21 protein-coding genes and 2 pseudogenes are annotated in these 25,223 nt (G+C 75.4%); 9 read left to right on the top strand and 14 right to left on the bottom strand.

Annotated features, from left to right (window positions below; all coding sequences use genetic code 11):
• Positions 1-208 precede the first annotated feature (208 nt).
• Complete coding sequence (locus ACFU9E_RS22025) at positions 209-973, top strand: serine hydrolase (RefSeq protein WP_380680398.1); 765 nt, start codon at positions 209-211, stop codon at positions 971-973.
• Here ACFU9E_RS22025 and ACFU9E_RS22030 read toward each other — a convergent pair.
• From ACFU9E_RS22030 to ACFU9E_RS22055, 6 genes are all read right to left on the bottom strand, one after another.
• A complete protein-coding gene (locus ACFU9E_RS22030; protein ID WP_380680401.1) occupies positions 918-2,003 on the bottom strand; it encodes an aminotransferase class I/II-fold pyridoxal phosphate-dependent enzyme in 1,086 nt (361 codons plus the stop codon). The two genes, ACFU9E_RS22025 and ACFU9E_RS22030, sit on opposite strands and share 56 nt — an antisense overlap.
• Positions 2,004-2,151: 148 nt before the next feature.
• Positions 2,152-3,285, bottom strand: coding sequence for an FAD-dependent monooxygenase (locus ACFU9E_RS22035; protein WP_380680404.1), 1,134 nt, complete (start codon positions 3,283-3,285; stop codon positions 2,152-2,154).
• Positions 3,286-3,372: 87 nt separating this feature from the next.
• Positions 3,373-3,993, bottom strand: a complete 621-nt coding sequence (locus tag ACFU9E_RS22040) for an ATP/GTP-binding protein (protein WP_380680407.1) — start codon at positions 3,991-3,993, stop codon at positions 3,373-3,375.
• A 3-nt stretch (positions 3,994-3,996) separates the two neighbouring features.
• On the bottom strand, positions 3,997-4,428 hold the full coding sequence (locus ACFU9E_RS22045) for a DUF742 domain-containing protein (RefSeq protein ID WP_380680410.1): 432 nt from the start codon (positions 4,426-4,428) through the stop codon (positions 3,997-3,999).
• Between the two features lie 7 nt (positions 4,429-4,435).
• Entirely contained in the window at positions 4,436-4,867 is a 432-nt protein-coding gene (locus tag ACFU9E_RS22050) for a roadblock/LC7 domain-containing protein (protein ID WP_380680413.1), read from the bottom strand.
• On the bottom strand, positions 4,864-8,025 hold the full coding sequence (locus tag ACFU9E_RS22055) for a nitrate- and nitrite sensing domain-containing protein (protein WP_380680416.1): 3,162 nt from the start codon (positions 8,023-8,025) through the stop codon (positions 4,864-4,866). Before ACFU9E_RS22055 ends, ACFU9E_RS22050 begins: the two co-directional genes overlap by 4 nt.
• A 706-nt stretch (positions 8,026-8,731) precedes the next feature.
• On the opposite strand from ACFU9E_RS22055, the pseudogene ACFU9E_RS22060 reads away from it, so the two are divergent.
• Together ACFU9E_RS22060 and ACFU9E_RS22065 are read left to right on the top strand one after the other, a co-directional pair.
• Positions 8,732-10,405, top strand: a pseudogene (locus ACFU9E_RS22060) (2-isopropylmalate synthase); the annotation flags it as partial.
• A gap of 90 nt (positions 10,406-10,495) precedes the next feature.
• Positions 10,496-10,993 carry a YbaK/EbsC family protein gene (locus ACFU9E_RS22065; RefSeq protein WP_380680440.1) on the top strand — a complete coding sequence of 166 codons (498 nt, stop codon included), beginning with the start codon at positions 10,496-10,498 and terminating at the stop codon, positions 10,991-10,993.
• Positions 10,994-11,146: 153 nt separating this feature from the next.
• On the opposite strand, the gene ACFU9E_RS22070 is transcribed toward ACFU9E_RS22065, so the two are convergent.
• Positions 11,147-12,562, bottom strand: a complete 1,416-nt coding sequence (locus ACFU9E_RS22070; protein WP_380680419.1) for an MFS transporter — start codon at positions 12,560-12,562, stop codon at positions 11,147-11,149.
• 193 nt (positions 12,563-12,755) lie between these two features.
• On the opposite strand from ACFU9E_RS22070, the gene ACFU9E_RS22075 reads away from it, so the two are divergent.
• Positions 12,756-13,346, top strand: coding sequence for a helix-turn-helix domain-containing protein (locus tag ACFU9E_RS22075; protein ID WP_380680443.1), 591 nt, complete (start codon positions 12,756-12,758; stop codon positions 13,344-13,346).
• Between the two features lie 59 nt (positions 13,347-13,405).
• On the opposite strand, the pseudogene ACFU9E_RS22080 reads toward ACFU9E_RS22075, so the two are convergent.
• Positions 13,406-13,576, bottom strand: a pseudogene (locus tag ACFU9E_RS22080) (NAD(P)-binding protein); the annotation flags it as partial.
• Between the two features lie 451 nt (positions 13,577-14,027).
• Here ACFU9E_RS22080 and ACFU9E_RS22085 point away from each other — a divergent pair.
• The 3 genes from ACFU9E_RS22085 (at position 14,028) to ACFU9E_RS22095 (ending at position 15,615) form a co-directional block, all read left to right on the top strand.
• Positions 14,028-14,294 (top strand): hypothetical protein, encoded by a 267-nt coding sequence (locus ACFU9E_RS22085; RefSeq protein WP_380680422.1) that lies wholly within the window; start codon positions 14,028-14,030, stop codon positions 14,292-14,294.
• The gene (locus tag ACFU9E_RS22090) at positions 14,294-14,917 is read left to right on the top strand and encodes a restriction endonuclease (protein ID WP_380680425.1); all 624 of its coding nucleotides are present in this window, start codon (positions 14,294-14,296) and stop codon (positions 14,915-14,917) included. The genes ACFU9E_RS22085 and ACFU9E_RS22090 overlap by 1 nt, the downstream gene beginning before the upstream one ends.
• A gap of 92 nt (positions 14,918-15,009) precedes the next feature.
• On the top strand, positions 15,010-15,615 hold the full coding sequence (locus ACFU9E_RS22095; RefSeq protein ID WP_380680428.1) for a helix-turn-helix domain-containing protein: 606 nt from the start codon (positions 15,010-15,012) through the stop codon (positions 15,613-15,615).
• 127 nt (positions 15,616-15,742) lie between these two features.
• Here the strand turns inward: ACFU9E_RS22095 and ACFU9E_RS22100 are convergent, their stop codons facing one another.
• Positions 15,743-17,143: a LuxR C-terminal-related transcriptional regulator gene (locus tag ACFU9E_RS22100; RefSeq protein WP_380680431.1), complete on the bottom strand. Its 1,401-nt coding sequence runs from the start codon at positions 17,141-17,143 to the stop codon at positions 15,743-15,745.
• 160 nt (positions 17,144-17,303) lie between these two features.
• Here ACFU9E_RS22100 and ACFU9E_RS22105 point away from each other — a divergent pair, with 160 nt between their 5' ends.
• Together ACFU9E_RS22105 and ACFU9E_RS22110 are read left to right on the top strand one after the other, a co-directional pair.
• Complete coding sequence (locus ACFU9E_RS22105; RefSeq protein ID WP_380680434.1) at positions 17,304-18,272, top strand: NADP-dependent oxidoreductase; 969 nt, start codon at positions 17,304-17,306, stop codon at positions 18,270-18,272.
• Positions 18,273-18,444: 172 nt separating this feature from the next.
• Positions 18,445-19,173: an MIP family channel protein gene (locus ACFU9E_RS22110; protein WP_380680437.1), complete on the top strand. Its 729-nt coding sequence runs from the start codon at positions 18,445-18,447 to the stop codon at positions 19,171-19,173.
• 188 nt (positions 19,174-19,361) lie between these two features.
• Here the strand turns inward: ACFU9E_RS22110 and ACFU9E_RS22115 are convergent, their stop codons facing one another.
• The 5 genes from ACFU9E_RS22115 to ACFU9E_RS22135 all read right to left on the bottom strand — a co-directional run bounded on the left by ACFU9E_RS22115 (position 19,362) and on the right by ACFU9E_RS22135 (position 25,213).
• A complete protein-coding gene (locus ACFU9E_RS22115; RefSeq protein WP_380679781.1) occupies positions 19,362-20,012 on the bottom strand; it encodes a response regulator in 651 nt (216 codons plus the stop codon).
• Positions 20,000-21,244, bottom strand: coding sequence for a histidine kinase (locus ACFU9E_RS22120; RefSeq protein ID WP_380679784.1), 1,245 nt, complete (start codon positions 21,242-21,244; stop codon positions 20,000-20,002). Before ACFU9E_RS22120 ends, ACFU9E_RS22115 begins: the two co-directional genes overlap by 13 nt.
• 262 nt (positions 21,245-21,506) lie before the next feature.
• The gene (locus ACFU9E_RS22125) at positions 21,507-22,217 is read right to left on the bottom strand and encodes an ATP-binding cassette domain-containing protein (protein WP_380679787.1); all 711 of its coding nucleotides are present in this window, start codon (positions 22,215-22,217) and stop codon (positions 21,507-21,509) included.
• 126 nt (positions 22,218-22,343) lie between these two features.
• Positions 22,344-23,108 (bottom strand): ABC transporter ATP-binding protein, encoded by a 765-nt coding sequence (locus tag ACFU9E_RS22130; RefSeq protein WP_380679790.1) that lies wholly within the window; start codon positions 23,106-23,108, stop codon positions 22,344-22,346.
• A complete protein-coding gene (locus ACFU9E_RS22135; RefSeq protein ID WP_380679793.1) occupies positions 23,105-25,213 on the bottom strand; it encodes an ABC transporter permease in 2,109 nt (702 codons plus the stop codon). The genes ACFU9E_RS22130 and ACFU9E_RS22135 overlap by 4 nt, the downstream gene beginning before the upstream one ends.
• Between the last annotated feature and the right edge of the window lie 10 nt (positions 25,214-25,223).

The following is a 25,223-nucleotide window of genomic DNA, read 5'->3' on the forward strand; positions in this document are numbered from 1 at the left end:
CGCACCGACAGAAACCGTGTGCGGGCGGGTGGATGCGGGATCGCCAAGAGTATCCATGACCCGTGCGTGCGGTCTCAACCGGACGTGGGGTGCGGCCGGTGGCCGCCCGGCGGCATCGTCGAGGCGTGCGTCGGTTTGGGGTGGGCTCCGGGCGGGGACGGTGGCCGACATGCTTTCCGTAGTGGTCGCCCCATGGGGCGCAGAACCGGTGTTCGAGCGGAACGGGGACGAGCCGCACGACGCCGCCAGCACGATGAAGGTCGCCGTCCTGGCCGCACTGCACCGGGCCGGGGCCGACCCCGGCGAACCGGTGCCCGTGGTCAACGGCTTCGTGTCGCGGGCGGGAGGTGAGTTCGCCAACGATCCGGAGCGGGACAGCGATCCGGTCCCGTGGACGCTGCTCGGCGCCACCGTGCCGCTGGGGCTGCTCACCGAGCGGATGATCACCCACTCGTCCAACCTCGCCACCAACCTCTGCCTGGCCCGGGCCGGCCACGAGGCCGTCGACGAGGTGTGGCGGCGCGCCGGGGCCACCCGCAGCGCCAGCCCGCGCGGCATCGAGGACCACCCGGCGCGTGCGGCGGGCCTGCACAACCTGGTCACCGCGCGCGACCTCGTCCGGCTGCTGCAGTCCCTGGACGGCGAAACGGAGTTGTTCGCGCTGCTGGAGCGCAACGCCTTCCGGGGCGACCTCGCGGCCGGGCTGCCGCCGGGGACCAGGGTCGCGTTCAAGAACGGCTGGATCCCCGGCGCGCGGCACTGTGTCGGCCTGGTCAGCCCGGAGGACTGTCCGCCGTACCTGCTGGCCGTCTGTTACACCGGCCCGCTGGCCTCGGGCGCCGACGGGGCCGAGGCCGATCCGGCGGCCCGCCTGATGGCCCGGGTCTCGGCGGCGGTCTGGGCCCGGCGGCACACGATCACCCGGGCCGGTGGTCGCACAGCTCCACCAGTCCTGCCAGAGCCGGTTCGTTGAGCAGGTTGATCCGCACATGGCCGGGGTGGCCGGGGAGTTCGAAGTGCCGGCCGTCCAGGGCGAGCAGCTGCTCGGGCGGGGCGGTGGGGCGGGCGAACAGGAAGTAGCCGGTGTCGACCGGCTCTTGGGCCGCCAGCGCTCCGGAGGCGGTGAGGCGCTGGTGGTTGGCGCGGACGTGGTCGAGCAGGCGGTGGTTGCCCTCGATCAGCATCAGGTCGGCGGCCCGGTGGGCGAACAGCCGGTCGGCGAGGGTGACATCGCCGTGCAGGTTGAGGTGCAGCTCGGCGAGCGGTTCTCGCAACGGCTCGGGCACCAGCAGGTGGGCGCAGCGGTAGCCGTGGATGGCCAGGAACTTGGTGGGGCAGACCATCCGCAGCGTGAGGTCGGCGGGCAGCGCGGCGGAGTCCTCGCGGCGCCCGCCGTCCCAGCGCATGTACTGGAAGGTACCGTCGACGAACACCAGGGAGCCGGTGGCGAGTTGCCACTCGGCGAGCTGCTTCAGCACCAGCCTGGGCACTCGCCGGCCGGTGTACCAGACCGGGTCGGTGAGCAGCAGCACGGTCCGCTCGTCCGGCAGCCGCAGGTCGAGCCCGGGCTGGTGGGCGTGCGCCTCGGCGACCGGGACCGGCTCGATGCCGAACCGCCGGAAGACGTAGGCGAACCGGTGGGACACCGGCGGCAGGTAGTGGACCCGGGTGCGGTCGGTGGTGCGCAGCCAGGTGCAGAAGGTGGCGAGCAGCGCGCTGGCGCCACCGGCCGGGACGACCTGGTCCGGCGAGCACGGCTCGGCGTCGTAACTCTCGTGCAGGCGGGCGATCTTGGCGCGCAGCGGGAGGTCCTCGCCGAGCGCTGAGAAGCGGCCGACGTCGCCGAGCCGGTACGGCGGGGTGTGCGCGAGGTCTCCGAGGTAGTCGGCCACGAAGGGATGGCCGCCGTTGTCGCCGGAGACGAACAGCCGCCCGTCCGGTCGTCGCCGGGCCCGTTCCACGGCCTCGTACAGGTCGAGCATGCGGAACAACGACGGCGTCATCCGTCCCCCTCGGGCGCTGGCCACTTTGTCGGACGGGCGTCAAGTCTGTCCGGGGCCCGGCGCGGACACAAGTCCGCACCGGGTCCGGGTGGTTCGCGTGCGGGCTACCGGGCCGTAGCGGCCGGATCGGCGGGCCGTGGTGGCCGGATCAGTACGGCTTCACGAGCACGTGCGCCGCGCCCGGGACGCCGACCTTGAGCAGCTCGTCCTCCTCCGGGGTGGTCGGCGTGCCGGTCTCCTGCTTGAGGACCGCCCGGGACAGCGCCTGCACCCACATGGCGCGCGGCCGGCGGCGCTCCTCCCAGGCGGCCAGCGCCGCGGGCACCGTCTCGGCGGCGTCCAGGCTCTGCGCCAGCACCAGGGCGTCCTCGACGGCCATCGCGGCGCCCTGCGCCAGGTGCGGGGTGGAGGCGTGCGCGGCGTCGCCGGCCAGCACCACCCGGCCGACGTGCCACGGCTCCTCGACGGTGACCTGCGAGATCCGCGAGTACACCACCGCCGCCGGGTCGGTGACCCGGGCCAGCGCCTCGGCGATCGGCCCGCCGAAGCCGGCCAGCCGCTCGCGCAGCTGCTCGTGGGCGCGCTCCGGGTCCGGGCGGAAGTCCGCGGCCTCGGCGAACACCGAGCCCAGGTACATGAGTTCGTCGCTGATCGGGGTCAGCAGCGCCTTCGCCGCGAGGTTGCCGGTGGACATCAGCACGCCCTGCAGCTCGGGCGAACGCGGCAGCGTGGCCCGCCAGTTGGCGAATCCGGTGTACTCGGGCGCGTACTTCTCGCCGTACAGCCGCTTGCGCAGCGGCGAGCCGATGCCGTCGAAGCCGACCACCAGGTCGTAGCGGGCGCTGCTGCCGTCCGACAGGGTGACCGCCACCTCCTCGCCCTCGTCGGCGAGTTCGGTGACGGTGGTGCCGAAGCGCAGGGTCGCCCCGGCTGCCGTGGCGGACTCGGCGAGCACCTTGGCCAGCGCCGGGCGGGGGATGCCGTTGTTGGACGGCGCGCCGTCCATCCGGGGCTGCGGGATCTTCGCGAGGACACCGCCGGCCGGGTCGCAGATGGTCAGCACCTCCCATTCGAAGCCGACCGCCAGGCACTGCTCCAGCACGCCGATCTCGCGCATCACGTGCAGCGCGTTGGAGGGCTGGATGATGCCGACGCCGAGCGCCTCCAGGGCGTCGCGCAGCTCGACGACGTCGACCCGGTGGCCGCGGCCGGCGAGGGCGGTGGCGGCGGTCAGGCCGCCGATGCCGGCGCCGTGGACGAGGACGCGCAGGGGTGGGGTCATGGTGGTGGTACTCCAAGCGGGAGGAAACGGGGAGGAGGAAGCGAGGGGTGGAGCGGGGGACGAAGCAGGGGGAGGGAGGGAAACGTTTCAGCGGGCCTGGGCGTCGGCCGACAGCTCCATCAGGTGGTCGACCAGCGCGAGCAGCAGGTCCCGCCCGAACATCCGCACCCGCACGTCGCCGACCAGCATCGGCACCTGCGGGTCGAGGTCCAGCGCGGCCCGGACCTCCGCCACGGTGCGGGTGTTCTCGCCGTGGAAGCAGTTGATCGCCACCACGAACGGGATGCCCCGGCTCTCGAAGAAGTCGATCGAGGCGAAGCTGGTCTCCAGCCGGCGGGTGTCCGCGATCACGATGCCGCCGAGTGCGCCGTTCACCAGGTCGTTCCACATGAACCAGAAGCGCTCCTGGCCGGGTGTGCCGAACAGGTAGATCACCAGCTCCGGGCTGACCGTGATCCGCCCGAAGTCCAGCGCGACCGTGGTGGTCTCCTTGTTGTCCACCCCGGACAGGTCGTCCACGCCCTCGCTGGCGCGGGTCAGGTACTCCTCGGTGCGCAGCGGGGCGACCTCGCTGACCGTGCCGACCAGGGTGGTCTTGCCGACCCCGAAGCCGCCGGCGATGAGGATCTTCAGCGCCGCGGGGGCGGCGGCTGTGAGGGGGGAGGGGTGGGAGGAGCGGGAGGAAGGGAGAGGTGCGGATGGTGCCATGGTTCAGAGCCTCCGGAGTCCTTCGCGTACGGCCGTGAGCAGCCCGAGGTCCAGGCCGCCGTCCCCCGAGGCCCGGGCCACCGAGATCGGCGCCCGGGCCCGCAGCAACCCCTGGGCGATGAGGTCGCCCAGGAGGATCTTGGTCACCGAGACCGGCAGGTCGAGCCCGGCCGCAACCTCGGCGACGGCGGCCGGCCGGCGGCACCGCTCCAGGATCCGGCGGTGCTCCGGCTGCAGCCCGCGGGCCCCGGACGAGCGGGCGGCCAGCACCGGGTCCGCGAGCTCCTCCACCGTGGTCAGCAGCGTGATCAGGGTGAGGTGGTCGTGCTCCGGCGCCGTCCGGCCGCGGGTGATGGTGTACGGGCGCACCATCGTGCCCGCGCCGTAGTCGTCGTCCTCGTCCTCGTCGGGCAGCTCGCTCCAGTGCGGCCTCACCGTGGCGTCACCCCCGGTTCCTGGCGGCGAAGGCGTCGAACTCGCTGCGGACCGGGGTGCTGAGCTTCTGGCCGACCTGCTGGACCAGCTGGTGCATGGCCACCGACATCACCTCGGCGTCCACCTCCTGGTCGGCGACCACCGCCAGGTGGGTGCCCTGCGCGGCGGAGATGACGAACAGCCAGAGCTCGGCCAGCTCGATGATCACCTGGTGCACCGGGCCGCCGTCGAAGAGCTGGCCGATGCCCCGGGCCAGGCTCTGCTGGCCGGTGGCGACGGCCGCCAGGCGATCGGCGTCGGCGCGGTCGATGGAGCGCGAGTGGCTGACCACGAGGCCGTCGTCGGAGAGCAGAACGGCGCTTCTCGTGCCGGGCACCGCGTCGACGAGTCCGTCCAGCAGCCAGTCGAGGTCCTGGTGGGTGGCGATGGTGCGGTTCATGACTGCTCTTCCGTCCTCGTGGTTCGGGGGTCCGCGGCCGGGAGGGCCCAGGGGGAGGAACCCGGCGCGGGAGTCGGGGGGCCGGTGACGGCCGTGGGGGCGGCCGGGCCGGGCGGCAGGCCGCGGTGCGCCGCGGCGTGGTCCGCGGCGTGGTCCGCGTTGTGGTCCGCGGTCGTGCGGTCGGGGCCGGCGGGGTCGGGGTGACCGGGCGCGGTGCCGGCCAGGCCGCGGGCGGCCCGGGACTGGCGCTGGAAGGCGCCGACCGTGGCGCCCGAGCGGCGGGCCGGGCGCTGGAAGGGGCCCGCGGCGGCCGGGGCGGTGCCGGGGCTCCCGGCGGTGCCGGGGGTGCCCGTGGTGCCCGCGGTGCCGAGGTGGCCCGGGTCGCCGGTGCCTCCGACGCCGGGGTGGCCGGCGTAGGGGGCCCGGGGCGGCGGGGGCACGCGCAGCTCGGCGGCCAGGCTGGCCTGCCGGACCCGCTGCGGCAGCGGGGGCTGGGAGCCCGCCGGCCGGGCCGCCGGGGCCGGGGCCGATTCGGGGGCGGTGGCGGGCTGCTCCGCCGGGCCCGGGCCGTCCTCGCGGCGCCGCTCGGCCAGCCGGTAGTGGTCGGCGGGCCGGTACTGCTCGTCGGCGTACGGGGCCTCGGCGGGCGTCACCGTCGCGTAGGCGATGTCCGGGTACGCGGGGTCGTCGTACGGCGCCCCGGTGCCGGTACCGGTGGCTCCGAGTCCGGTTCCGGTTCCGTGTCCGGCTCCGGCGACGTAGCCGTACGGGTCGTCGGGCGAGCCGTGCTCGACCGGCCGGCCCGGCTCGGTGAGCGGGTACAGGTAGCCGTCCGCGTCGCCGGGCGCGAAGCCGTCACCGCGCCCGGCGCCGAGCCCGTCGCCGAGCCCGTGACCGATCCCGTCACCGAGCCCGTGGTCGTACCGGGTGTCGACGTGGCCGCCGAAGCCGTCGCCGAAACCGTCGTCGAAACCGTCGTCGAAGCCGGTGCGGGCCGGGGCCCCGAGCACCTCGTCGTCCGACGGCGGCACGTACTCGACGTGGGCGAAGGCCTGGGCCGGTGCCGGGGGGGTGCCCGGGGTGAACCAGTCGGCGCCCGTCGGGTCCGGGTCCGCCCCGGGCCCTTCGAGGGCCGCCCGCTCCTCGGCCTCGTCCACCGCGACGACCGGCGAGGACGCCGGGGCGGTCGCGGCCGAGGGCATCTCGGTCACCGAGGCGAGCGGCGCCCGCTCCTCGCGCTGCTCGGGCCGCTGGCGCCGGGCGAGCGGGATCGGGGTGACCGCCGCGCCGTCCGGCAGCCCGGCGTCCCCGTCCAGCACGTACTCGCCGGGGACCAGCACGACCACCCTGGTCCCGCCGAAGGCCGACGGGCGGAACTCGATCTGCAGGCCGATCGCGGCCGCCAGCCGGCCCACCACGTGGAAGCCGAGGCGGATGTCGTCGCCGCGCGCCAGCATGTCGGTGCGCGGCGGGTCGTCGGCGAGCGCGGCCGCCATCAGCGCGTTGGCCGCGTCGTACTGCTCCAGGTCCATGCCGAGGCCGCGGTCCTCGATCTCGATGGCGAGCCCGCGCCCGACGACGGCTGCCCGCACGTCGACCGGCGTGGGCGGCTTCGAGAAGCTGGCCGCGTTCTCCATCAGTTCGGCGACCACGTGGGCGACCGGTCCGACCGCCCGCTCGGACAGCCAGGGGTGGCCCTCGACGTCCAGGACGATCCGGCGGTACTCCTGCACCTCGCCCTGCGCCGAGCGCAGCACGTCCAGCAGCGGCACCGGCTTGCGCCACTTCCGCTGCGGCTGGCCGCCGGCCATGATGACCAGGTTCTCCTCGTAGCGGCGCAGACGGGCGGTCAGGTGGTCGAGGTCGAACAGACCCTCCAGCACCTCCGGGTCCTCGTGCCGCCGCTCCAGGGCGTCCAGCTTGCGCAGCTGCTGGCCGATCAGCAGCTGGGTGCGGCGCGCGATCCGCTGGAGCAGCCGCTCGAAGCCGCGGTGCTGCTCGGCCTGCCGGACGGCGGTCTCCAGCGCGGAGGCGCGGGCGAGGTTCATCGCCTTGCCCAGCTCGGCCAGCTCGTCGCCGCCGCGGGCCCGCGCCCCGGCGGTGATCGACCGGCTCTCCGCCTCGACGTCGACCTGCTCGCCGCGGGCGAGGCGCTCGACGACCTCGGGCAGGGTGCGCTCCAGGTCCTGCGCCTGGTGGTGCAGGTCCTTGATCCGCAGGCGCAGCGAGCGGGTCAGCCGCCAGCTGACGACGACCACCGCGATCAGCGCGAGCAGGCCGATCACCGCGGTCAGCACGACCCGGGTGAGCAGCGAGAGGAACGAGTCCTTGCCGACCTGGACGACGCCTTCGGTGCGGGTTTCGAGGGCCTTCACCAGCTGCGGGTTGACCTGGTCGACCGCCTGGCGCCACTGGTCCTGCAGCTGCGGGAGCCGGACGGTGCCGGTGGCGTCGGCGACGGTCGGGCGGGTGATCGCCTGCTCCACGGAGGCCTTGGCCTGCCACGCGGTGCCGCTCAGCACGTCCGTCCAGGCGCCCCGCTCGTCCTGCGGGAGGTAGGGGACGACCTGGACGGTGAAGAGGTGCTCCTGGGCGCCGATCGACTGCTGGACGAGCTGGTAGTCGGAGGCGTTGAGCTTGCCGGACGGCCAGCCGCGGGCCAGGATCGCGTCCTCGCGGGCCAGCATCTCCTTCGCCCAGAAGGCGTTGACCAGGGTCTTGGAGATCCAGGTGACCTCGCCGACGTCGACGTGGCTGAGGGCGGTGAACAGCCGCAGGTCCACCGCGATCAGGTCGGTGTAGTACGTGTAGACGCCCTGCTGGTCGGTGGTGCCCTTGTCGACGGCGGCCCGCTGGTCGGCCAGCTTCTCCATGGCGCGCCGGGCCTCGTCGACGGCCGTGAGCACCTCGGTGGGCGCGTTGCCGCCGGTCTCCCGGGAGAGGGCCTGGAACTTCTGCACGGCCTCGTCGGTGAGCCGGCGCTGTTGCTTCAGCTGCTCGACGAAGACGGCGGCCCCGGCGGTGCCGGTCCGGGCGAGCACCTCGGCGCTGAGCCGGCGCTCCTCCTGGAGGTTGTAGTAGACGATGTTGGACGGCTGTCCCGCCTGCTGGGCCAGCAGGCCCTGGTCCGCCAGGCGCCGGAAGTCGAGGAAGGTCACACCGCTGGTGACCGCCCACAGGACGGCCAGCGCGATGCTGGGGACGAGGGCGAGGACGAGCAGAGCCGTCCGCAGTGACAGGCGCGGCCGACGCCTGCGGGGGGCCTTCGGCGTCGGGGGCCGCCGATTCGCACGCGCGCGCAGAGCTGACTCCTTGGGGCTGGCGGCCGGCCCGGGAGGGCCGCACCGACCGGGGCACGGGCTTTATGACGAGGCGATACTAGTCATACGGTGTGTTAGGAGTGAAAGCCCGTTCGATCTTCGGCGGGCGCACACACAAGTCCTTAACACCGCCGAAGTGCGGGGTTCACGGCTCCGCCGAGCCGCGCGGAGCCCCCGGCGGGCCCGCTGCGGGCCCGTCCCGGCTCCTCCGCGACCCCCGTCCCCGCCCCTCCTCGCCGCCCCGCAAGTCCCGGTGGATGGAACGGGGTTGTTCCGGCGGGCGGTTCACGGCTACGGTACCCGGCATCATGCAGACGTGGAGCCTTCTTCTCGGTGGCCGCAGCGGGGTCTGACAGACCGGCACCCCGCTGCGGGTCGCCGTGCTGCCGGTCGTCGTCCCCCGACACCGAACCAGGGAAGGACCCGCACTCCCGTGCGCTCCACCGAATCCGCACCGAACGCCAAGCCTTTCCCCACCCTGCGCACACCGGCCGGACCGGTCCCGGCCGACGCCCCCGTCTGGAACCGCCAGCGCGCCGGCGCCATGGCGTTCCACCGCTACCGCCCCGCCCACGCCCGCGTCCCGCTGCCGCCCGTCGACGCCCTGCCCGGCGGCCGCCGCTGGCCCGCCCGGCGGATCGAGCGGGCCCCGCTGTGGGTCCCGGTCGACCTGCGGGACGGCAACCAGGCGCTGGCCGAGCCGATGGACCCGGGCCGCAAGCGCCGGATGTTCGACCTCTTCCTCGCCATGGGCTTCAAGGAGATCGAGGTCGGCTACCCCTCCGCCAGCCGCACCGACTTCGACTTCGTGCGCCACCTCGCCACCACCCCCGGCGCGGTGCCCGAGGACGTCACCGTGGTCGTCTTCACCGCAGCCCGCGCCGACCTGGTCGACCGCACCTTCGAGGCCGTCGAGGGCCTGCCCCGGGTCGTCGTCCACCTCTACACCGCCACCGCCCCCGTCTGGCGCGAACTCGTCCTCGGCCGCGACCGGGCCCAGGTGCGGGAGCTGGTCACCGCCGCCGCCGAGCGGATGGCCCGCCGGGCCGGCGACCACCCCGGGATCCGCTTCCAGTTCTCGCCCGAGGTCTTCAACCTGACCGAGCCGGACTACGTGCTGGAACTGTGCGACGGCCTCACCGAACTGTGGGACGCGAGCCCCGACCGCCCGGTGATCCACAACCTGCCCGCCACCGTCGAGATCGCCACCCCCAACGTCTACGCCGACCAGATCGAGTACCTGCACCGGCAGCTGGCCCGGCGCGAGGCGGTGATCCTCTCCGTGCACCCGCACAACGACCGCGGCACCGGCATCGCCTGCGCCGAACTGGCCCTGCTGGCCGGTGCCCAGCGGGTCGAGGGCTGCCTGTTCGGCAACGGCGAGCGGACCGGCAACGTCGACCTGGCCACCCTCGCGCTGAACCTGTACACCCAGGGCGTCGACCCGATGGTCGACTTCTCCGACATCGACGAGATCCGCCGCACCGTCGAGCACTGCAACCGGCTGCCCGTCCCCGAGCGTCACCCCTACGTCGGCGACCTCGTCCACACCGCCTTCTCCGGCACCCACCAGGACGCCATCAAGAAGGGCCTGGCCCACCACGCCGCCACCGCCGCCCGGCTCGGCGTCCCTGCGGGGCAGGCGCCGTGGGACGTCCCCTACCTGCCGATCGACCCGGCCGACCTCGGGCGCGACTACGAGGCGGTGATCCGGGTCAACAGCCAGTCCGGCAAGGGCGGCATCGCCTACCTGCTGCACACCGGACACGGGCTGGAACTGCCGCGCCGGCTGCAGATCGAGTTCTCCCGGGTGGTCCAGGAGTCGACCGACGACAGCGGGCGGGAGGTCACCGCCGACGAGCTGTACGCGCTGTTCCGCGCCACCTACCTGGACGCGGTGCCGGCCGGGGTGGGATGGCGCACCGAGGAGGCGGCCGGGACCGGTGGAGCGCACCGGGCCACGCTCACCCTCGGCGACGCCGCGCACCACGGCGAGGGCAACGGGCCGCTGGCCGCCGTGGCGGCGGCGCTCGGCGCGGCCGGGGTCGCCGTGGACATCCTCCAGTTCACCGAGCACGCCGTGCGCGGCGGCCCCGACAGCGACGCGGTCGCCTACGTCGAGGCACGGGTCGACGGGGAGGTGGTCTGGGGCGCCGGGCGCGACTCCTCGGTCCTGACGGCCGGTGTGCGGGCGGTGCTCGGCGCGGTGGGGCGGGCGGGCGTCCTGCCCGAGGTGCCGGGCGCCGCCGCGGGGCCGGGGGCGGACGTGCTGCCCGGGGAGCCGGGCGGTGTGCGGCAGGATGGGGCGATGACCGACGACACGTCCCTGCCCGCCCGCAGCCGGGCGGTGGCCGACGCCCTCGCCGCGGCCGGTCTGTCCGGGGAGATCCGCGTCCTGCCCGACTCCGCCCGCACCGCCGCCGCGGCGGCCGCCGCCCTCGGCTGCGAGGTCGGCGCCATCGCCAACAGCCTGGTCTTCGTCTGCGACGGCGCGCCCCTGCTCGTCATGACCAGCGGCGCCCACCGCGTCGACACCGCCTACCTGGCCGGCGAACTGGGCACCGGCCCGATCACCCGGGCCGGTGCCGCCCAGGTGCGCGAGGCCACCGGCCAGGCCATCGGCGGCGTCGCCCCCGTGGGCCACCCGGCGCCGCTGCGCACCGTCGTCGACACCGCCCTCGCCGGCTACGACCTGCTGTGGGCCGCCGCCGGGCACCCGCACACCGTCGTGCCGATGACGTACAGGGAACTGCTGAAGCTGACCGGTGGCACGCCGTCGGCGGTGGCCGCGCCCCAGCAGGGGTAGCGCCCGTCGGCGGCGTCCGCCGGGGAGCCGTGGCCGGGGCGGCCCGACATCGGGCCGCCCCGGACCGGTCACCCGACGTCGAACGCGGCGGCCCGGCGGGCGGTCCCGGACGGCAGCGGGTGCCGCGCCGGGTCCGGGCCCGTCACAGCCGATCTACCGGCCGCGGGCGGCGCGGGCGACCACGAGGAGGAAGAGGCCGCAGGCCGTGACCAGCAGCCAGCCCGGTCGGGAGGCGGCGGCCAGGCCGGCCGGGGCCGATCCCGCCACCAGGCCGCCGGCCACCGCGATGCCGACGGCCGAGCCGAGCTGGCGGGCCGTCGAGGTGATCGCCCCGGCCACGCCCGCGCGGTCCGCCGGCAGGCCGCCCACGGCGGTGTTGGTGATCGGCGCGTTGGCGAAGCCGAAGCCGGTGCCCAGCAGGAGGTTGGCCACCAGCAGCAGCGGTACGTCCGCCCCGCCGCCGTCGGACAGCGACGCCCGCACGAGGAGCAGTACGCCTCCGGCCGCCGTGGACCAGGCCGCGAGCAGCAGCGGCCGGCGCGGCCCGGCCCCGGCCACCAGCATGCCGGACAGCGGCGCGCACACCGTCGCCCCCAGCGCCATCGGCAGCACGGCCAGCCCGGCGGCCGTCGGCGTCCACCCGCGCGCGTGCTGCAACTGGAACGTGGTGAGCAGCAGACTCACCGTCAGTGCGACGAACACCGCCACCGCGCCCAGTACGGCCGTGCCGAACACCGGCCGCCGGAACAGCCCGAGGTCCATCAGCGGCTCGGCCCGGTGACGCTCGGCGCGCACGAACCCCGTCGTGGCCGCCACCGCCACCGCGGATCCGGCGAGCGCCCACGGCGAGGTCCAGCCGAGCCGCGGCCCCTCGATCAGCACCGCGACCGCCGCGGACACGGCCGCGATGAGCAGGGCCTGGCCCGGCAGGTCGAGCCGGCGGGCCCGCGGCGCGCGGGACTCGGGCACGAACAGCACGCTCAGCACCACGGCCGCCGCCACCACCGGCACGTTCACCCAGAACACCGACCGCCAGCCGAACGCGGCGACCAACGCCCCGCCGGTCACCGGCCCCGCCGCCATGCTCAGCCCGAACACCGACGCCCACACCCCGATCGCCCGGGCCCGCTCCCGGGGGTCGGGCATGGCGTTCACCACGATCGCCAGCGCCACCGGGCTGAGCATCGAGGCGCCCACGCCCTGCAGGGCGCGCGCCGCGACCAGCGCGCCCGCGGAGGGCGCGAGCGCGCAGCCGAGGGAGGCGAGGCCGAAGAACAGCAGGCCGCACTGGAACACCCGGCGGCGCCCGAAGCGGTCCGCGAGCGCGCCGGCCGTGATCAGCAGACTGGCGAGGACGACGGTGTAGGAGTCGACGATCCACTCCAGGTCGCGGGTGCCCACCCGCAGGCCGCGCCCGATCGCGGGCAGGCCGACGTTGACGATCGTGGTGTCCAGGCCGACCAGGAACAGGCTCAGCGCGCAGACGGCGAGCACGGTCCAACGACGACGGGCGGAGAGCGGGGGAGGGGGTGGCGGCGGTGGTGGTGCGGTGGCCGTGGCGGTGGTCATGGGGTGGGCGCGCCTTCCGGTCGTACGGTCGTATCGGCGCGCCCATGCTGCGGTCGGAGGAGGGCCGGGGCGCAGTGTTCTTGCGGAAACCGCAAAGAGGCGGCTCCGGGGCACAATCGCCTCCATGGACGCCGACTCCACCACGACCGACGACGTCGCCGAGACGGGCGACGGGGCCATCGACGCTGCCGCGATGGGTGACCTTGCCGCGACGGATGACGTCACGCGGACCATCGCCGCCATCGGACCCCGGCTGCGCGCGCTGCGCCTCGGCCGCGGCCTCACCCTGGACGCCCTCGCCGCCGCCACCGGCATCTCGGTGAGCACCCTGTCCCGCGTGGAGTCCGGCCACCGCCGCCCCACCCTCGACCTGCTCATCCCGCTCGCCCGCGCCCACCGCGTCGCCCTGGACCACCTGATCGCCGCCCCCGCCACCGGCGACCCCCGCCTCCACCTCCGGCCCCGCCGACGCGACTCCGGCAGCGTCCTCGTCCCGCTCACCCAGTACCCGGGCCGGGTGCAGGTCTTCAAACAGGTCCTGGCCCCGCGCGAACCCAGGCTCGTCAGCCATGCCGGCTACGAATGGCTGTACGTGCTCGCCGGTGAGCTGCGGCTGCTCGTCGGCGACCGCGTGTTCACCCTCCACCCGGGCGAGGCCGCCGAGTTCGACACCGCCGAACCCCACTGGTTCGGCCCGGCCGGCTCCGAGGCCGTGGAGATCCTCCACCTCTACGGCCCTCACGGCGACCAGGCGGTGCTGCGCACCGCCACCGCCCCCGCCTAGGAAGTCGGCCCGGTCGACTTCCGGTGCGCGGTGGTGGGGGCGCCCGGGTGCCGTTCAGAGGCGTGCGGCCCCTCGTTGGCCCGGTACGGCGCCCGCGCGGTGCGGGCCCGGCCGCCGAGCCGCCGGTGCGCCTCGTGGAGCGTCACCTCGGCGCCGGCCTCGGCCGCCGGGATGGCCGCCGTCAGGCCGCCGAAGCCTCCGCCGATGATGGTCGTCCGCCGCCGTGCCATGGGCCCGTCCTCCGTGGGGCGTCCGTGTCCGGCCGCTCCGGATCGGTGCCGGGTAGGGCCGCTGCCGGGAGGGAGACGGCGCGGCGTGCCCGGATGTGACAGCCCGTCGCGCGCAGCGGGGGGTGGGGGCGCTGAGCGGGGGCCGGGCGGGTGCCGCCCGGCGTGCGTGGGGCGTGCGTGGGGCGTGCGGGGCGGCGCGTGTTCGGGTGTGGGCGCCGGGCGGGTTCCCGTCAAGTCGGTGCGGGGGCGTTCTCGCAGGTCGGGCGGGGTGCGGGGCGGTGGGGGCGGCACGGACGGCGAGGGGCGGGAGCGGTGGGGGTGGCCGGTTCCCGGCGCTCCGGCGGTGCGGGTGGCGAACAACGGCCCGCCGCTGTCGGCCGCCGCTGCTACACCGAAGGCTGCGACACCGAAGGCCGGTGCGACGCGGGCCGTTGTGGCGAAGGAGGCAGGTATGGCAGGTGGCGGTGCGTGGGTCGAGGTGCGCGCCCATCTCCGGCGCGAACCCGGATCGGGCGGGGGCGGCGGTCGCGGCGGTGGCGGCCGGAACGGTGGCCGCGCGGGGCGGCGGACCAGCGGGTGGGTGCTCGCCGGGGCGGCCGCGGTGTTCTACCTCTACGGGCACTTCGTCGGCTACCGCGACGACGCCGCCGGGCCGGTGCCCGCCACGCCCGCCGCGTCCGCCGAGGCGTCGGCGTCCTCCATCGCGGGGGCGCCCTGATGGCCCCGCCCTTCCGCAAACCGCGCGGCCCGGTGGAGCGGCTGGCGGCGGCGCTCGTCGCCGCGGCGGTCGCGGTCGCGGTGCTCGGCATCACCCAGGCGCTGCTGCGCTCCTGGGTGTTCCTCGCGGTGGTCGCCGTGCTCGCGCTCGCCGGCGCCGTCTGCGGCCCGATGCTGGAGCGCACCCGCACCGAACGGCTGGCCGGCCTGCGACTCAGCCTCGCCGAGGTGGACGCGATGGGCGACCAGGACTTCGAGTACGCGCTGCGCGACCTGCTGGTCCGGGACGGCTGGACGGCGGACCAGGTCGGCCGGCAGGGCGACCAGGCCGCCGACGTGATCGGCCACCACCCCCGGCACGGCCGGATCGTCCTCCAGGCCAAGCACACCACCGTCGGCGCCAAGGTCGGCGTGCAGGTGATGTACCAGGTCAAGGGGACCGCCGGCCCGGTGCACGGCGCCGACGTCGCCGTGGTCGTCACCAACGGCGCCCTCACCCGCGACGCGATGGCCTGGGGCGACCAGTACGGGGTGCACTGGGTCGACCGCGCCCGCCTGGAGAGCTGGGCGGCGGTCGGTCGGCCGCTGCACCACCTGCTGCCCCTGCCGCGCCGCCCGCTCTGACCGCGCTCTCCCTCCCGCCCCGTTCCTTCCCCTCCTCCCGTTCCCGGGAAGCCGCGTTGCCGGAACCGGGACGGCCTGCTTCGATCGTCCGTATGGACCAGGACGCCAACCCCGAGATCGCCGCCACCCTGCGCCAGATCGGTCCCCGGCTGCGCCGCCTGCGCGAGCGCAAGAACATGTCCCTGACCGAGCTGGGCCAGGCCACCGGCATCTCCAAGAGCACGCTCTCCCGGCTGGAGTCCGAGCAGCGCAAGCCCAGCCTGGAACTCCTCCTGCCCATCGCCGCCGCCCTCGCCGTCCCGCTCGACGAGATCGTCGCCGCCCCACGCGTCGAGGACCCGCGCGTCCACCAGCACCCGGCCCGGGCCGACGGACGGACCTTCGTCCCGCTCTCCCGCCACCGCACCGAACCCCGGGCGTTCAAGATCACCATCCCGGCGGCCCACCAGACCCCGTCACTCGCCACCCACACCGGCCACGAATGGCTCTACGTACTCTCCGGCCGCCTGCGGCTGCTGCTCGGCGAACACGACGTCGTCCTCGCCCCGGGCGAGGCGGCCGAGTTCGACTGCCAGAACCCGCACTGGTTCGGCTCCTCCGGCGACGGCGACGTCGAAGTGCTCAGCCTCTTCGGCAAGCAGGGTGAACGCCTCCACCTGCGCGCCCGCACCCGCCCGAAGGGGACCGAGCGACCCTGAGCCGGGACGGACACCCCGGCACCCGAGCCGACGACGCCCATGCCGCCCCGTCATCGTCCCCCCGGCCCTGCTTGGGCCGGGGGAGTGGGAAGTCGGCGGGTCCGACTTCCTGCGCCGGCGTCGGGGGTCAGGAGGCGGCGTGGAGGGGGGTGGGGGATGGGGTGGGGAGGCCGGCGCGGTGCGCGAGGGCGGCGGCTTCGCCGCGGGAGGCGACGTCGAGCTTGGCGAGGATGTTGGCGACGTGGAACTTCACCGTGGACTCGCTGATGTGCAGGGCGTGGGCGATCTCGCGGTTGCGGCGGCCCCGGGCGAGCTGGTCCAGGACCTCCAGCTCCCTCGGGTGCAGGCCCTCCAGCGGGTCGGTGGCGGCGCTGGACGTGCAGGCCTCCGGGGCGTGCAGGGGCAGGTCGGCGGTCACCGTGGTGCCCCAGCCCGGGACGGCGTCGATCGTCAGGCGGCCGGCCAGGGCGGCGATCCGGTCGGCGGTGCGGTGCACGGCCAGCGCGTCGGCGGTCAGCAGGCCCGGGCCGTCGTCCCGGACGACCACGCGCAGGCCGTCCCCGACGAACTGCCACCGCACGTGCAGGCGGCCGAGCCCTTCCTGCTCCAGCATGGCGAGCACGGTGGAGCGCACGGCGGCGCGGGCGGCGTGCGCGGTGTCGGCGGGCACCGAGCGGTCGCTCTCGGCCGGGGCCAGCAGGTCCAGCTGGACCGGGCTGTGCCGCAGCAGCGGCCGGACCGCGTCGGCGAGTCGGGCGAACGCGACGGCGGCCGGCTCCTCGCTCAGCTCGCGGTCGCGGTCGGAGGCTCCGCGCAGGTCGAGCAGCGCGGTCACGGCCAGGTCGGTGGCGCTGCGCCGGGCGGTGGCGTCGTCCAGCGCGGCGGAGCGCAACGGCGCGAGGATCGCGGAGAGCGCGGAGGCGTGCGCGCTGCCGAGTTCGGCGATGGTGCGTGCCCGGGCGCTCGCCGAGGCACGTGAGGCGGAGGCGTGCGCGGGGGCGGCGTCGACGGCCCGGTGGTGGGAGTGCGTGGTCAGCAGTTCCCACAGTTGCTGAAGCACGCGCAGCGGTCGCTCGGGCAGCGGCGCCGGTGGCCGGTCGGCCCCCGGTCCGGAGTCGGCGCGGACCAGGACCAGCAGCGCCCCGTTGCTCCCGGTCGGCGCCGCCGCCACGGCGACCGCGGGGCGCGCGCGCCCCGCGAGCACCGCCTCGCCCTGCCAGGGCCGGCCGGGCGTCACCTGCTCGCCGAGTCGGGCCAGTTCCGCGCCGGTGATGCGCGCGGAGAGCTCCTCCGGCCCCGACGCGCTCGCGGGGGAGTGCGTGCAGATCCCGCTCAGCTGGGCCAGCGCGATGTGCGGGACCAGGCCGGCGAGCACTTCGGAGATCCTCGGCATCAGCCGTGTCCGGGGTGTGCGCAGCACCTCGGCGGCGAGGGCCAACGCGCCCTCGGGGTCGTCCCAGGACCACCCGTCGGCCCCCGCCGCCCCGTCGTCGCCGTGTCCGTCCTCGCCGCGCGCCTGCTCCACCATGCCGACCAGCGTAGTTCGCGCCGGTCCGCCCCCGGCCTGGCCGAACGGACGGGTGGAACCGTCCGAACGGCGGGGCGGCCGGGCCCGTCGCCCGTACCAGGCTGGAGCCGTCACCGGGACGAGCCAAGTCCCCAGGAGCGAACGAACGGTGGGCATTCCCATGAGCAACCCTTCCGGCACGGGTACGGGTACGGGCACCCTCTCGACCGAGGCCGTCGGCTTCACCGAGTACGGCGGCGTGGACGTCCTGCGGCCGATCTCGGTCGAGCTGCCCCCGCCCGGCCCCGGCCAGGTGCGGATCGCGGTGCGCGCCGTCGGCGTCAACCCGCTCGACCACAAGGTGCGTTCCGGCGCGCTGACCGCGCTGTTCCCGGTCGCCTTCCCCGCCGTCCTCGGCTACGAGGTCGCGGGCGTGGTGGAGTCGGTCGGCGCGGGCGTCACCGAGTGGCGGGCCGGCGACGAGGTGCTCGGCGCGGTGCACGGCGGCGGGTACGCGGAGCACGTGCTGGCGGAGGCGGACCGGCTGGTCCGCAAGCCGGCCGCGCTCGGCTGGGCGCAGGCGGCGGCGGTCCCGGTGGCCGCCGAGACCTCCTGGCGCTCGCTCGACCTGCTGGGCGCCGAGTCCGGCCACACGCTGCTGGTGCACGGCGCGGCCGGCGGCGTCGGCACGCTGCTGCTGCAGTTCGCCCGGGCCCGGGGGATCCGGGTGATCGGCACCGCGAGCGAGGCCAACCACGCGTACCTGCGCGAGCTGGGCGCGGTGCCGGTGGCGTACGGCGAGGGGCTGGCCGAGCGGGTCCGCGCCGCCGCGCCCGGGGGTGTGGACCGGGTGCTGGACGCGGCCGGGTCGGGTGTGCTGCCGCTCTCGGTCGAGCTGGCGGGCGGAGCGGAGCGGGTGCTGACCATCGCCGACTGGCAGGGCGCCGAGCAGCACGGGGTGCGCTTCACCGGTGGAGAGTCGACCGCCACCTACGACCGCCCGGCGCTGAACGGCGCGATCGAGCTGTTCGAGGCGGGTGACCTGACCCTGCCGCTGCACCGGGTGCGGCCGCTGGCGGAGGCGGCCGAGGCACAGGCCGAGAGCGCGCGCGGCCACCTGCGGGGGAAGATCGTCCTGATGGTGAGCTAAGTCCGGATTGGCCTGATTTTCACTCGTTTGGAATAATCCGACGCTCGGAATCCCCGAGATCACGGGGATCAGCCGGTCGGCCGACATGCGCTCGCCCATTCGAGTGCACAGGGTTGACCGGAGCGACGGGCGGCATCGGACCGTCCGCGCGGACGAGGTCAGGAGGACCCGGATGGACAGGCGAGCGGTGGTCGGCGAATTCCTCGGAACGCTGTTGTTGGTGCTGCTGGCGGTGGGCGCGGCGGTGCTGGCCGGGGAGGCCATCGGCTCGGTGGGCATCGCGCTCGCCTTCGGCCTGGTGCTGCTCGCGCTCGCGTACGCGATCGGGCCGATCTCCGGCTGCCACGTGAACCCGGCGGTGACGCTCGGTTTCCTGCTGGCCCGCCGGATCGACGGCCGCACGGCGGTGTCGTACTGGGTCGCGCAGGTGCTCGGCGGCATCGCGGGCGCGGCGCTGGTGCTGCTGCTCGCCAAGCAGGTCCCGGGTCTGGAGACCCACGGCAAGCTCGGCACCAACGGCTGGGGTGACCGCTCGCAGGTCCACATCAACGCCGGCGGCGCCTTCCTGACCGAGGTCGTGCTGACCTTCCTGCTGGTCTACGTGGTGCTCGCGGTCACCCACCGCCTCGCCGCCACCGGCTTCGACGGGCTGCCGATCGGCATGGCCCTGGTGGTCGTGCACCTGGTCGGCATCCCGCTCACCGGCACCTCGGTGAACCCGGCCCGCAGCCTCGGCCCGGCCCTGTTCGCGGGCGGCCCGGCACTCTCGCAGCTGTGGCTGTTCCTCCTCGCGCCGCTGGTCGGCGGCGCCCTGGCGGCCGGCGTGCACCTGCTCACCCACCCGCAGCCGAACCTCCCCGTCGCCGAGGCGCTCGCCACGGACGCCCGGGCGGCGGCGTAGTCGACGGAGTCGGCGAATCGGTGGAGTCGGCGTCAGGATGGCGCCGACTCCACCGTTCAAGGCCGGGCGACTGCAGTCCGGTGTCCGGGGCAGACGGCCTGGGCCCATCGGGTACCGCACACGTCCGCGGGGCGCTCGGCCATCGGGGCAAGTACTCCGGCCGTAGATCGTGATCACGGATGGGAAGGTCAGGTCCGGGCCGCTCCGAGGAACCGCAGCACGGCCAGGACGCGGCGGTGGTCCGCGTCGACCACGGGCAGGTCGAGCTTGGCGAAGATGTTGTTGATGTGCTTCGCCACGGCGCTCTCGCTGACCACCAGCGCCTGCGCGATGCCGGCATTGGAGCGCCCCTCGGCCATCAGGCCGAGCACCTCCCGTTCGCGGGGGGTCAGCCGCGCGAGCGGGTCGCTGTCGCGCCGCAGCAGCAACTGGGCGACGACCTGCGGGTCCAGGGCCGTGCCCCCGTCCGCCACTCGCCGGACCGCAGCCACGAAGTCGGCGACATCGGCAACCCGCTGCTTGAGCAGGTAGCCCACACCGCTGGTGTTCGCGGACAGCAGGTCAGCCGCGTACCGCTCCTCCACGTACTGCGAGAGCAGCACCACCGGCGTCCCCGGCCAGCGCCGACGGATCTCCATCGCCGCCCGCACCCCCTCGTCGGTGAAGCCGGGCGGCATCCGGACGTCGATCAAGGCGAGTTCGGGCCGGTGCTCCGCCACTGCCGCCAGCAGCCCCTCCGCGTCGCCGGCTTCCGCGGCGACCTGGAACCCGCCCATCTCCAGCACCTTGATCAGGCCGACCCGCAACAGCACCGAATCCTCGGCGATCACCGCGCGCACGGCAGCTCCGCGGTGATGGTGGTGGGCCCGCCGGCGGGGCTGCTGACGTGGAAGGCCCCGTCGAGGGAACCGACCCGCTTGGCCAGCCCGGTCAGCCCCGTGCCGGCGGCGTCGGCACCGCCCAGCCCGTCGTCGGTAACGCGCACTCGCAGCACCTCGCCGACCCGACGGACCATCACCTCTGCACGCATCGCGTTGGCGTGCTTCGTCGCATTGGTCAGCGCCTCCGAGATCACGAAGTACGCGACCGACTCCACGCTGGGCGCCACCCGCTCCTCCAGATTGACCCGCAGCCGCACCGGCAGGGGCGTGCGGGCGGCCAGCCCGGACAGCGCCGCGTCCAGACCACGGTCTTCGAGCACGGCCGGGTGCAGCCCCCGCACCAGGTCATTGAGTTCGGCGATCGCCTCCTTCGCCTCCAGGTGCGCCCTCGCGATCACCTCGCGGGCATCACCTGGCAGGTCCGGGCGGGTGGCCATGGCCAGACCCAGGTTGACCGCGAGAGACACCAACCGCTGCTGGGTGCCGTCGTGCAGGTCGCGCTCGATCCGGCGGCGCTCCGCGTCGACGGCCTCGATCAAGTCGGTCCGGCTCACGGCCAGCTGATCGACCCGCTCCTGGAGCCGCTGCGCCAGGCTGGGCCCGAGCAGGCCCGACGCCAGCCGCGCCTCGGCCCGGGCTACCGCCCGCGCGGTCCAGGGCAGGGCGCACAGGAGGAGGAGTCCGGTCGCCGTGTAGACCGGTAGCTGGGTCAGGTGGTCGAACCCGTCCTGGCGGATTCCGGTTGGCAGCGCCCATGACCAGGCGTAGGCGGTGACGCCCGCCAGGGACGCCGCTGCCACCGCGAGCACCAGCAGCTCCAGCAGCGCGAGCGGCGGGCCCAGCACGAGGTGGTAGCCGATCTTGCGCCAAGGCCGCGTCGCCGCGAGCCACCGGGCGGTCGAGGCCCACGTCCATTGTTCCGGCGCGGTGGGGGTGAGCCGGGGGACGTCCACGCCGATGAGCACCCGGTGGCGAGCCCGCTGGACGGCCGTCAGTACCGGGGCGCCGAGCAGGACCAGGGCGGCCGACACGGAAACCGTAAGGAGCCAGTTCCCCGTCCTGGCGGTGGTCGTCGCCGCCCAGGACCACACGGGCACCAGCGCCAGGTGCGGCAGCACACCAGCGGCGAGAAAGCCGGTGTCCCGCCGCGCCCGGAGGACCGTGCGTCTCAGTCCAGCTGGAATCGTCATGGCACGACGCTAGAGCACCGCAGGAGGACGGTGCCATGAAGCCTGTACCCGATCTCATGGTGAACCCAGTACCAGCCGCAGATCCTGATCTCGGCCTGTGGGTGGCCGAGCGGTCGGCAGACGGCGAGGTCTTCGACCTCGGGATCGCCGCGTGGATCCTGAGCGGCTCGACCGACCTGGCCCGTGCCGTCCGCGGGGGGAGAGAAGAGCGCGTACTGCTGAGTGGCGTCGATCACGGCCGCCGCTGCGCCGGGCGAGGTGATCACCGGGTCGCGTCCGGAGCCGTTCTCGGCTCGCCGGGCTCCCAAGGCTCCCCGGGCTCGCCGGGCTCGCCGGAGAAGGTGACCTCACCCCGGTGCAGGACGTGCACGGCCGCCGCCCCGGCCAGCGTCGCGGGGAGCGTCTGCGCGGTCAGCACCACCGTCCGACCGGTGGCGGCGGCCGAGGTCAGCAGGTGTTCGTGCAGTCGGGCGGCGGCGGCCGGGGCCAGCCCCCGGTCCGGTTCGTCGAGCAGGAGCAGCGCCGGCGCGGCGGTCAACGAGCGGGCCACGGCTACGAGTTGCTGCTGACCGCCGGAGAGCGTTCCGGCCCGCCGGGGGAGCAGGGCGGAGAGCTCGGGGAACAGCTCCAGTGCCTCGTCCGCGAGATCGCCCCGGGTGCGGGCGCCGAGGGCGAGGTGCTCGGCGACGGTCAGCGAGGCGAACACGGCCCGCTCCGCCGGCACCAGCGCCAGCCCGAGCCGTACCCGCTGGTGCACGCCGAGCGCGGTGACGTCCCGCCCCCGCCACACCACCCGCCCGGCGGCCGGCCGCACCAGCCCGGCCAGCGTGTGCAGCACGCTGGTGCGGCCGGACCCGTTGCGGCCGAGCAGCACGGTCACCCGCCCGGCGGGCACGGCCAGGTCCACGCCGTGCAGGGCCTCCAGCGGGCCGTACCGCACCCGCACGGCCAGCAGGGCGACTTCGACGGGCATGGGGCGCTCCGGGGGTCGAGTACGGGTTGAGGGTTGGGAATTGGAAATCTGTCATCTGATATCTGTCAGCTGTTATCTGTTATCTGTTTTCTGAAATCTGTCAGTTGTCAGCTGTCACCCGTCCCGTCACCGCCCCCAGGCGCGGACCACCCGGGGGTCGGCCAGCACCGCCGCCGTCGGCCCGGCCGCCACCATCCGGCCGTCGGCCATCGCGTAGACGGTGTCGGCGAGTTCGGCGACCAGGTCCGGGTCGTGCTCGACCAGCAGTAGGGCCATGCCGTCGTCGGCGAGACCGCGCAGGACGGTGAGCAGCCGGGTGGTCTGCGCGGAGTCCAGGCCCGCCGCCGGCTCGTCCAGCAGCAGGACGCGCGGCTCACCGGCCAGCGCCCGCGCCAGTTCGACCAGCCGCAGCACGCCCGTCGGCTGCCCGCCCGCCGGCTCCGCCGCCACCGGGCCCAGCCCGAACACGGCGAGCGCCCGCGCCGTCCGGCCGTCCGCCGCGCCTGGGCGCCGCTCGGCACCGGAGCGCTGCTGCTCCGCGCCGACCCGGACGTTGTCCGCCACCGACAGCGTCGGGAACACGGCGATCTGCTGGAACGTGCGGGCCAGCCCGAGCCGCACCCGCCGGTGCACCGGGAGCCGGGTGACGTCCCGGCCGCCCAGCAGCACCCGGCCGGCATCCGGGCGGGCGGTCCCGGCCAGACAGTCGAACAGCGTGCTCTTCCCCGCCCCGTTCGGCCCGATCAACGCCGTCACCCGCCCCGGCTCCGTGACCAGATCGACCCCCGCCACCGCCTCGATCCCCCCGTACCGCCGCACCACCCCGCGGGCCGTCAGCCGGGTGGCGGGCACCCCGGCCGACGGCGCGACGGCGCGACGCGGCCCGGTCACGGCCCGGCCTCCCCCGGAGCCTCCCCGGGCGCCTCGCCCCCGGCCGTCCGGCGGGCCGCGATCAGCGCCCGCACCCGCCGCCCCACCGGCGACAGCCGGCCCGTGGGCAGGGGCGGCGCCGCTGCCGGCAACGCCGACGGGGTACCGGGCCGCACCGCCGCCCGGGCCGTGGCGAGGCCGGCGAGGCCGCCCGGCAGCCGGCCGATCGCGGCCGCCAGCACGCCGACCGCGACCGCCGACACCCCCGCCACCGTGCCCGCGTCCAGACCGGTGAGCAGCGCCGCCGCCAGGACCGCCGCCAACGCGCTGTCCGCGCCCGCGACGACCACGGCCGCGAACCAGAGCAGACCCTGCACGGGGTCGAACGCCGCCGGGTCGAACGCGCGCCCGGCCATGCCCATCAGCCCGCCGCCGAGCGCTGCCAGCGCCGCACCCACCACGAAGGCGCACAGCTTGAGCCCCGGCACGTTCACCCCCGCCGCGGCCGCCCCCGGTTCGTGGTCGCGCATCGCGCTCAGCGCCCGGCCGGTGCGCCCGCCGTGCAGGGCCCGCACCACGGCCGCGCCCAGCCCGAGCAGCAGCAGTTCGGCGACGTAGAACGCGCGGTCGCCCGCCAGGAACGCGGGCCGGTCCAGGACCAGCCCGGTGGTGGCGTACGGCTGCTGGAAGACGAACCGGCTGAGCGTCGTGCCGACCGCGAAGGTCACCAGCGCCAGGGCCAGGCCGCGCCGCCGGATCGCCGGCCAGCCGGTGAGCAGGCCGAGCGGCGCGGTGGCGAGCACGGCGAACAGCAGCGCGGGCACGGCCGGCAGGGCGGGCAGCCCGGGGATCCGCCCGGACATCAGCAGCGCCGTCCCGAGCGCCCCCAGCCCCGCGTACCCGGCCTGGCCCAGCGAGATCTGCCCGCCGTAGCCGGTCACCACCACGATCGACAGCAGCACCAGCGCCAGCGCCGGCACCAGCAGCGCGCTGCGCAGGTCGTTGCCGCGGAAGCCGAGCGGCAGCAGGAGCAGCACCAGGCAGACCGCCCGCGCCGCCCAGGCACCCCCGCCGCCCCGTGCCCGCACCCACGGGGGGACGGGCGACCCGTCCGGCCGCCCCCGCCCGTCGGTGAGCCCGGGGCCGGCCAGCAGCGCGGCGACCAGCAGCGCCACCACGAACAGGTTCGCCTGCACCGCCTGCACCAGCGGCAGCAGCTGCCCGTCCGGCCGGAACCGGGTCAGCTCGGCCTGCAGCACGCCCAGCCCCAGCCCGGTCACCACCGCGACCGGGATGCTCCGCAGCCGGGCCGCCACCGCGACGGCCATCGTCTCCATGACCAGCAGCGGCAGCCCGTACGGGTCGAGCAGCAGGTACGGCGCGAGCGCGATCCCGACCAGCCCCGCGGTGAACGAGCCGAACGCCCACCCGGCCGCGGACACCCGGTCGGCGTCCACCCCGGCCAGTTCGGCGAGCCGCCGGTCGTCCACCACCGCCCGCAGCCGCAGGCCGAACGGCGTGAACCGGGTCGTCGCCCCGACCGCCAGGGCGAGCACCAGGATCGCGGCCAGCTGCGCCACCGTGTCCGGGCGCAGGGTGTGCCCGCCGGGCAGCGCGATCGGTGCCCCGCCGAGCGGGGACGGCGCGCCGCCCACCGGCGCGGCCCCCCACACCAGCACCACCACCCCGATGAGCAGCACGAACACACCGAGGCCGGCCACCATCGTCTCGGCCGGTCCGGCACCGCGCCGTTGCAGCGGCCGGTACACCAGGACGTCCAACAGCACTCCGAGGGCCGGCGCCACCAGCAGCAGACAGCACCCCACGGCCGGCCAGACCGGCCAGCCCCGCACGACGACCAGGTCGCGCAGCAGGTAGGCGACGAACATGGCCTGCGCGCCCTGGGCGAGGTTGAGCACACCGGTGGCGCGGTGGCAGACGACCAGGCCGATGCCGCTGAGCGCGGCGGCGCTGCCGACGGTCAGTCCGGCGAGCGCGAGGTCGGCGGTGAGACCGGTCGAGTCGAGACCGGCGGCGTGGAGCACCGTCGCGTGGAGCACGGTCGGGTGGAGCGGGATCGCGGGGAGGGCGCTCGCGCCGAGGGCTGCCGAACCGAGCCCGGTCATCGGCCCGCCG

The organism is Kitasatospora sp. NPDC057595 (assembly GCF_042800875.1).
In the GTDB taxonomy this organism is placed as follows: domain Bacteria; phylum Actinomycetota; class Actinomycetes; order Streptomycetales; family Streptomycetaceae; genus Kitasatospora.

Excerpts from the sequence above, each read along its gene's own strand:
- ACFU9E_RS22100 (WP_380680431.1), bottom strand. The coding sequence starts at position 17,143 with ATGGTGGAGCAGGCGCGCGGCGAGGACGGACACGGCGACGACGGGGCG.
- ACFU9E_RS22105 (WP_380680434.1), top strand. The coding sequence starts at position 17,304 with ATGAGCAACCCTTCCGGCACGGGTACGGGTACGGGCACCCTCTCGACC.
- ACFU9E_RS22050 (WP_380680413.1), bottom strand. The coding sequence starts at position 4,867 with ATGAACCGCACCATCGCCACCCACCAGGACCTCGACTGGCTGCTGGAC.
- ACFU9E_RS22125 (WP_380679787.1), bottom strand. The coding sequence starts at position 22,217 with ATGCCCGTCGAAGTCGCCCTGCTGGCCGTGCGGGTGCGGTACGGCCCG.
- ACFU9E_RS22085 (WP_380680422.1), top strand. The coding sequence starts at position 14,028 with ATGGCAGGTGGCGGTGCGTGGGTCGAGGTGCGCGCCCATCTCCGGCGC.
- ACFU9E_RS22120 (WP_380679784.1), bottom strand. The coding sequence starts at position 21,244 with ATGACGATTCCAGCTGGACTGAGACGCACGGTCCTCCGGGCGCGGCGG.
- ACFU9E_RS22035 (WP_380680404.1), bottom strand. The coding sequence starts at position 3,285 with ATGACCCCACCCCTGCGCGTCCTCGTCCACGGCGCCGGCATCGGCGGC.
- ACFU9E_RS22135 (WP_380679793.1), bottom strand. The coding sequence starts at position 25,213 with ATGACCGGGCTCGGTTCGGCAGCCCTCGGCGCGAGCGCCCTCCCCGCG.
- ACFU9E_RS22075 (WP_380680443.1), top strand. The coding sequence starts at position 12,756 with ATGGGTGACCTTGCCGCGACGGATGACGTCACGCGGACCATCGCCGCC.
- ACFU9E_RS22040 (WP_380680407.1), bottom strand. The coding sequence starts at position 3,993 with ATGGCACCATCCGCACCTCTCCCTTCCTCCCGCTCCTCCCACCCCTCC.
- ACFU9E_RS22070 (WP_380680419.1), bottom strand. The coding sequence starts at position 12,562 with ATGACCACCGCCACGGCCACCGCACCACCACCGCCGCCACCCCCTCCC.
- ACFU9E_RS22030 (WP_380680401.1), bottom strand. The coding sequence starts at position 2,003 with ATGACGCCGTCGTTGTTCCGCATGCTCGACCTGTACGAGGCCGTGGAA.
- ACFU9E_RS22065 (WP_380680440.1), top strand. The coding sequence starts at position 10,496 with ATGACCGACGACACGTCCCTGCCCGCCCGCAGCCGGGCGGTGGCCGAC.
- ACFU9E_RS22090 (WP_380680425.1), top strand. The coding sequence starts at position 14,294 with ATGGCCCCGCCCTTCCGCAAACCGCGCGGCCCGGTGGAGCGGCTGGCG.
- ACFU9E_RS22110 (WP_380680437.1), top strand. The coding sequence starts at position 18,445 with ATGGACAGGCGAGCGGTGGTCGGCGAATTCCTCGGAACGCTGTTGTTG.
- ACFU9E_RS22095 (WP_380680428.1), top strand. The coding sequence starts at position 15,010 with ATGGACCAGGACGCCAACCCCGAGATCGCCGCCACCCTGCGCCAGATC.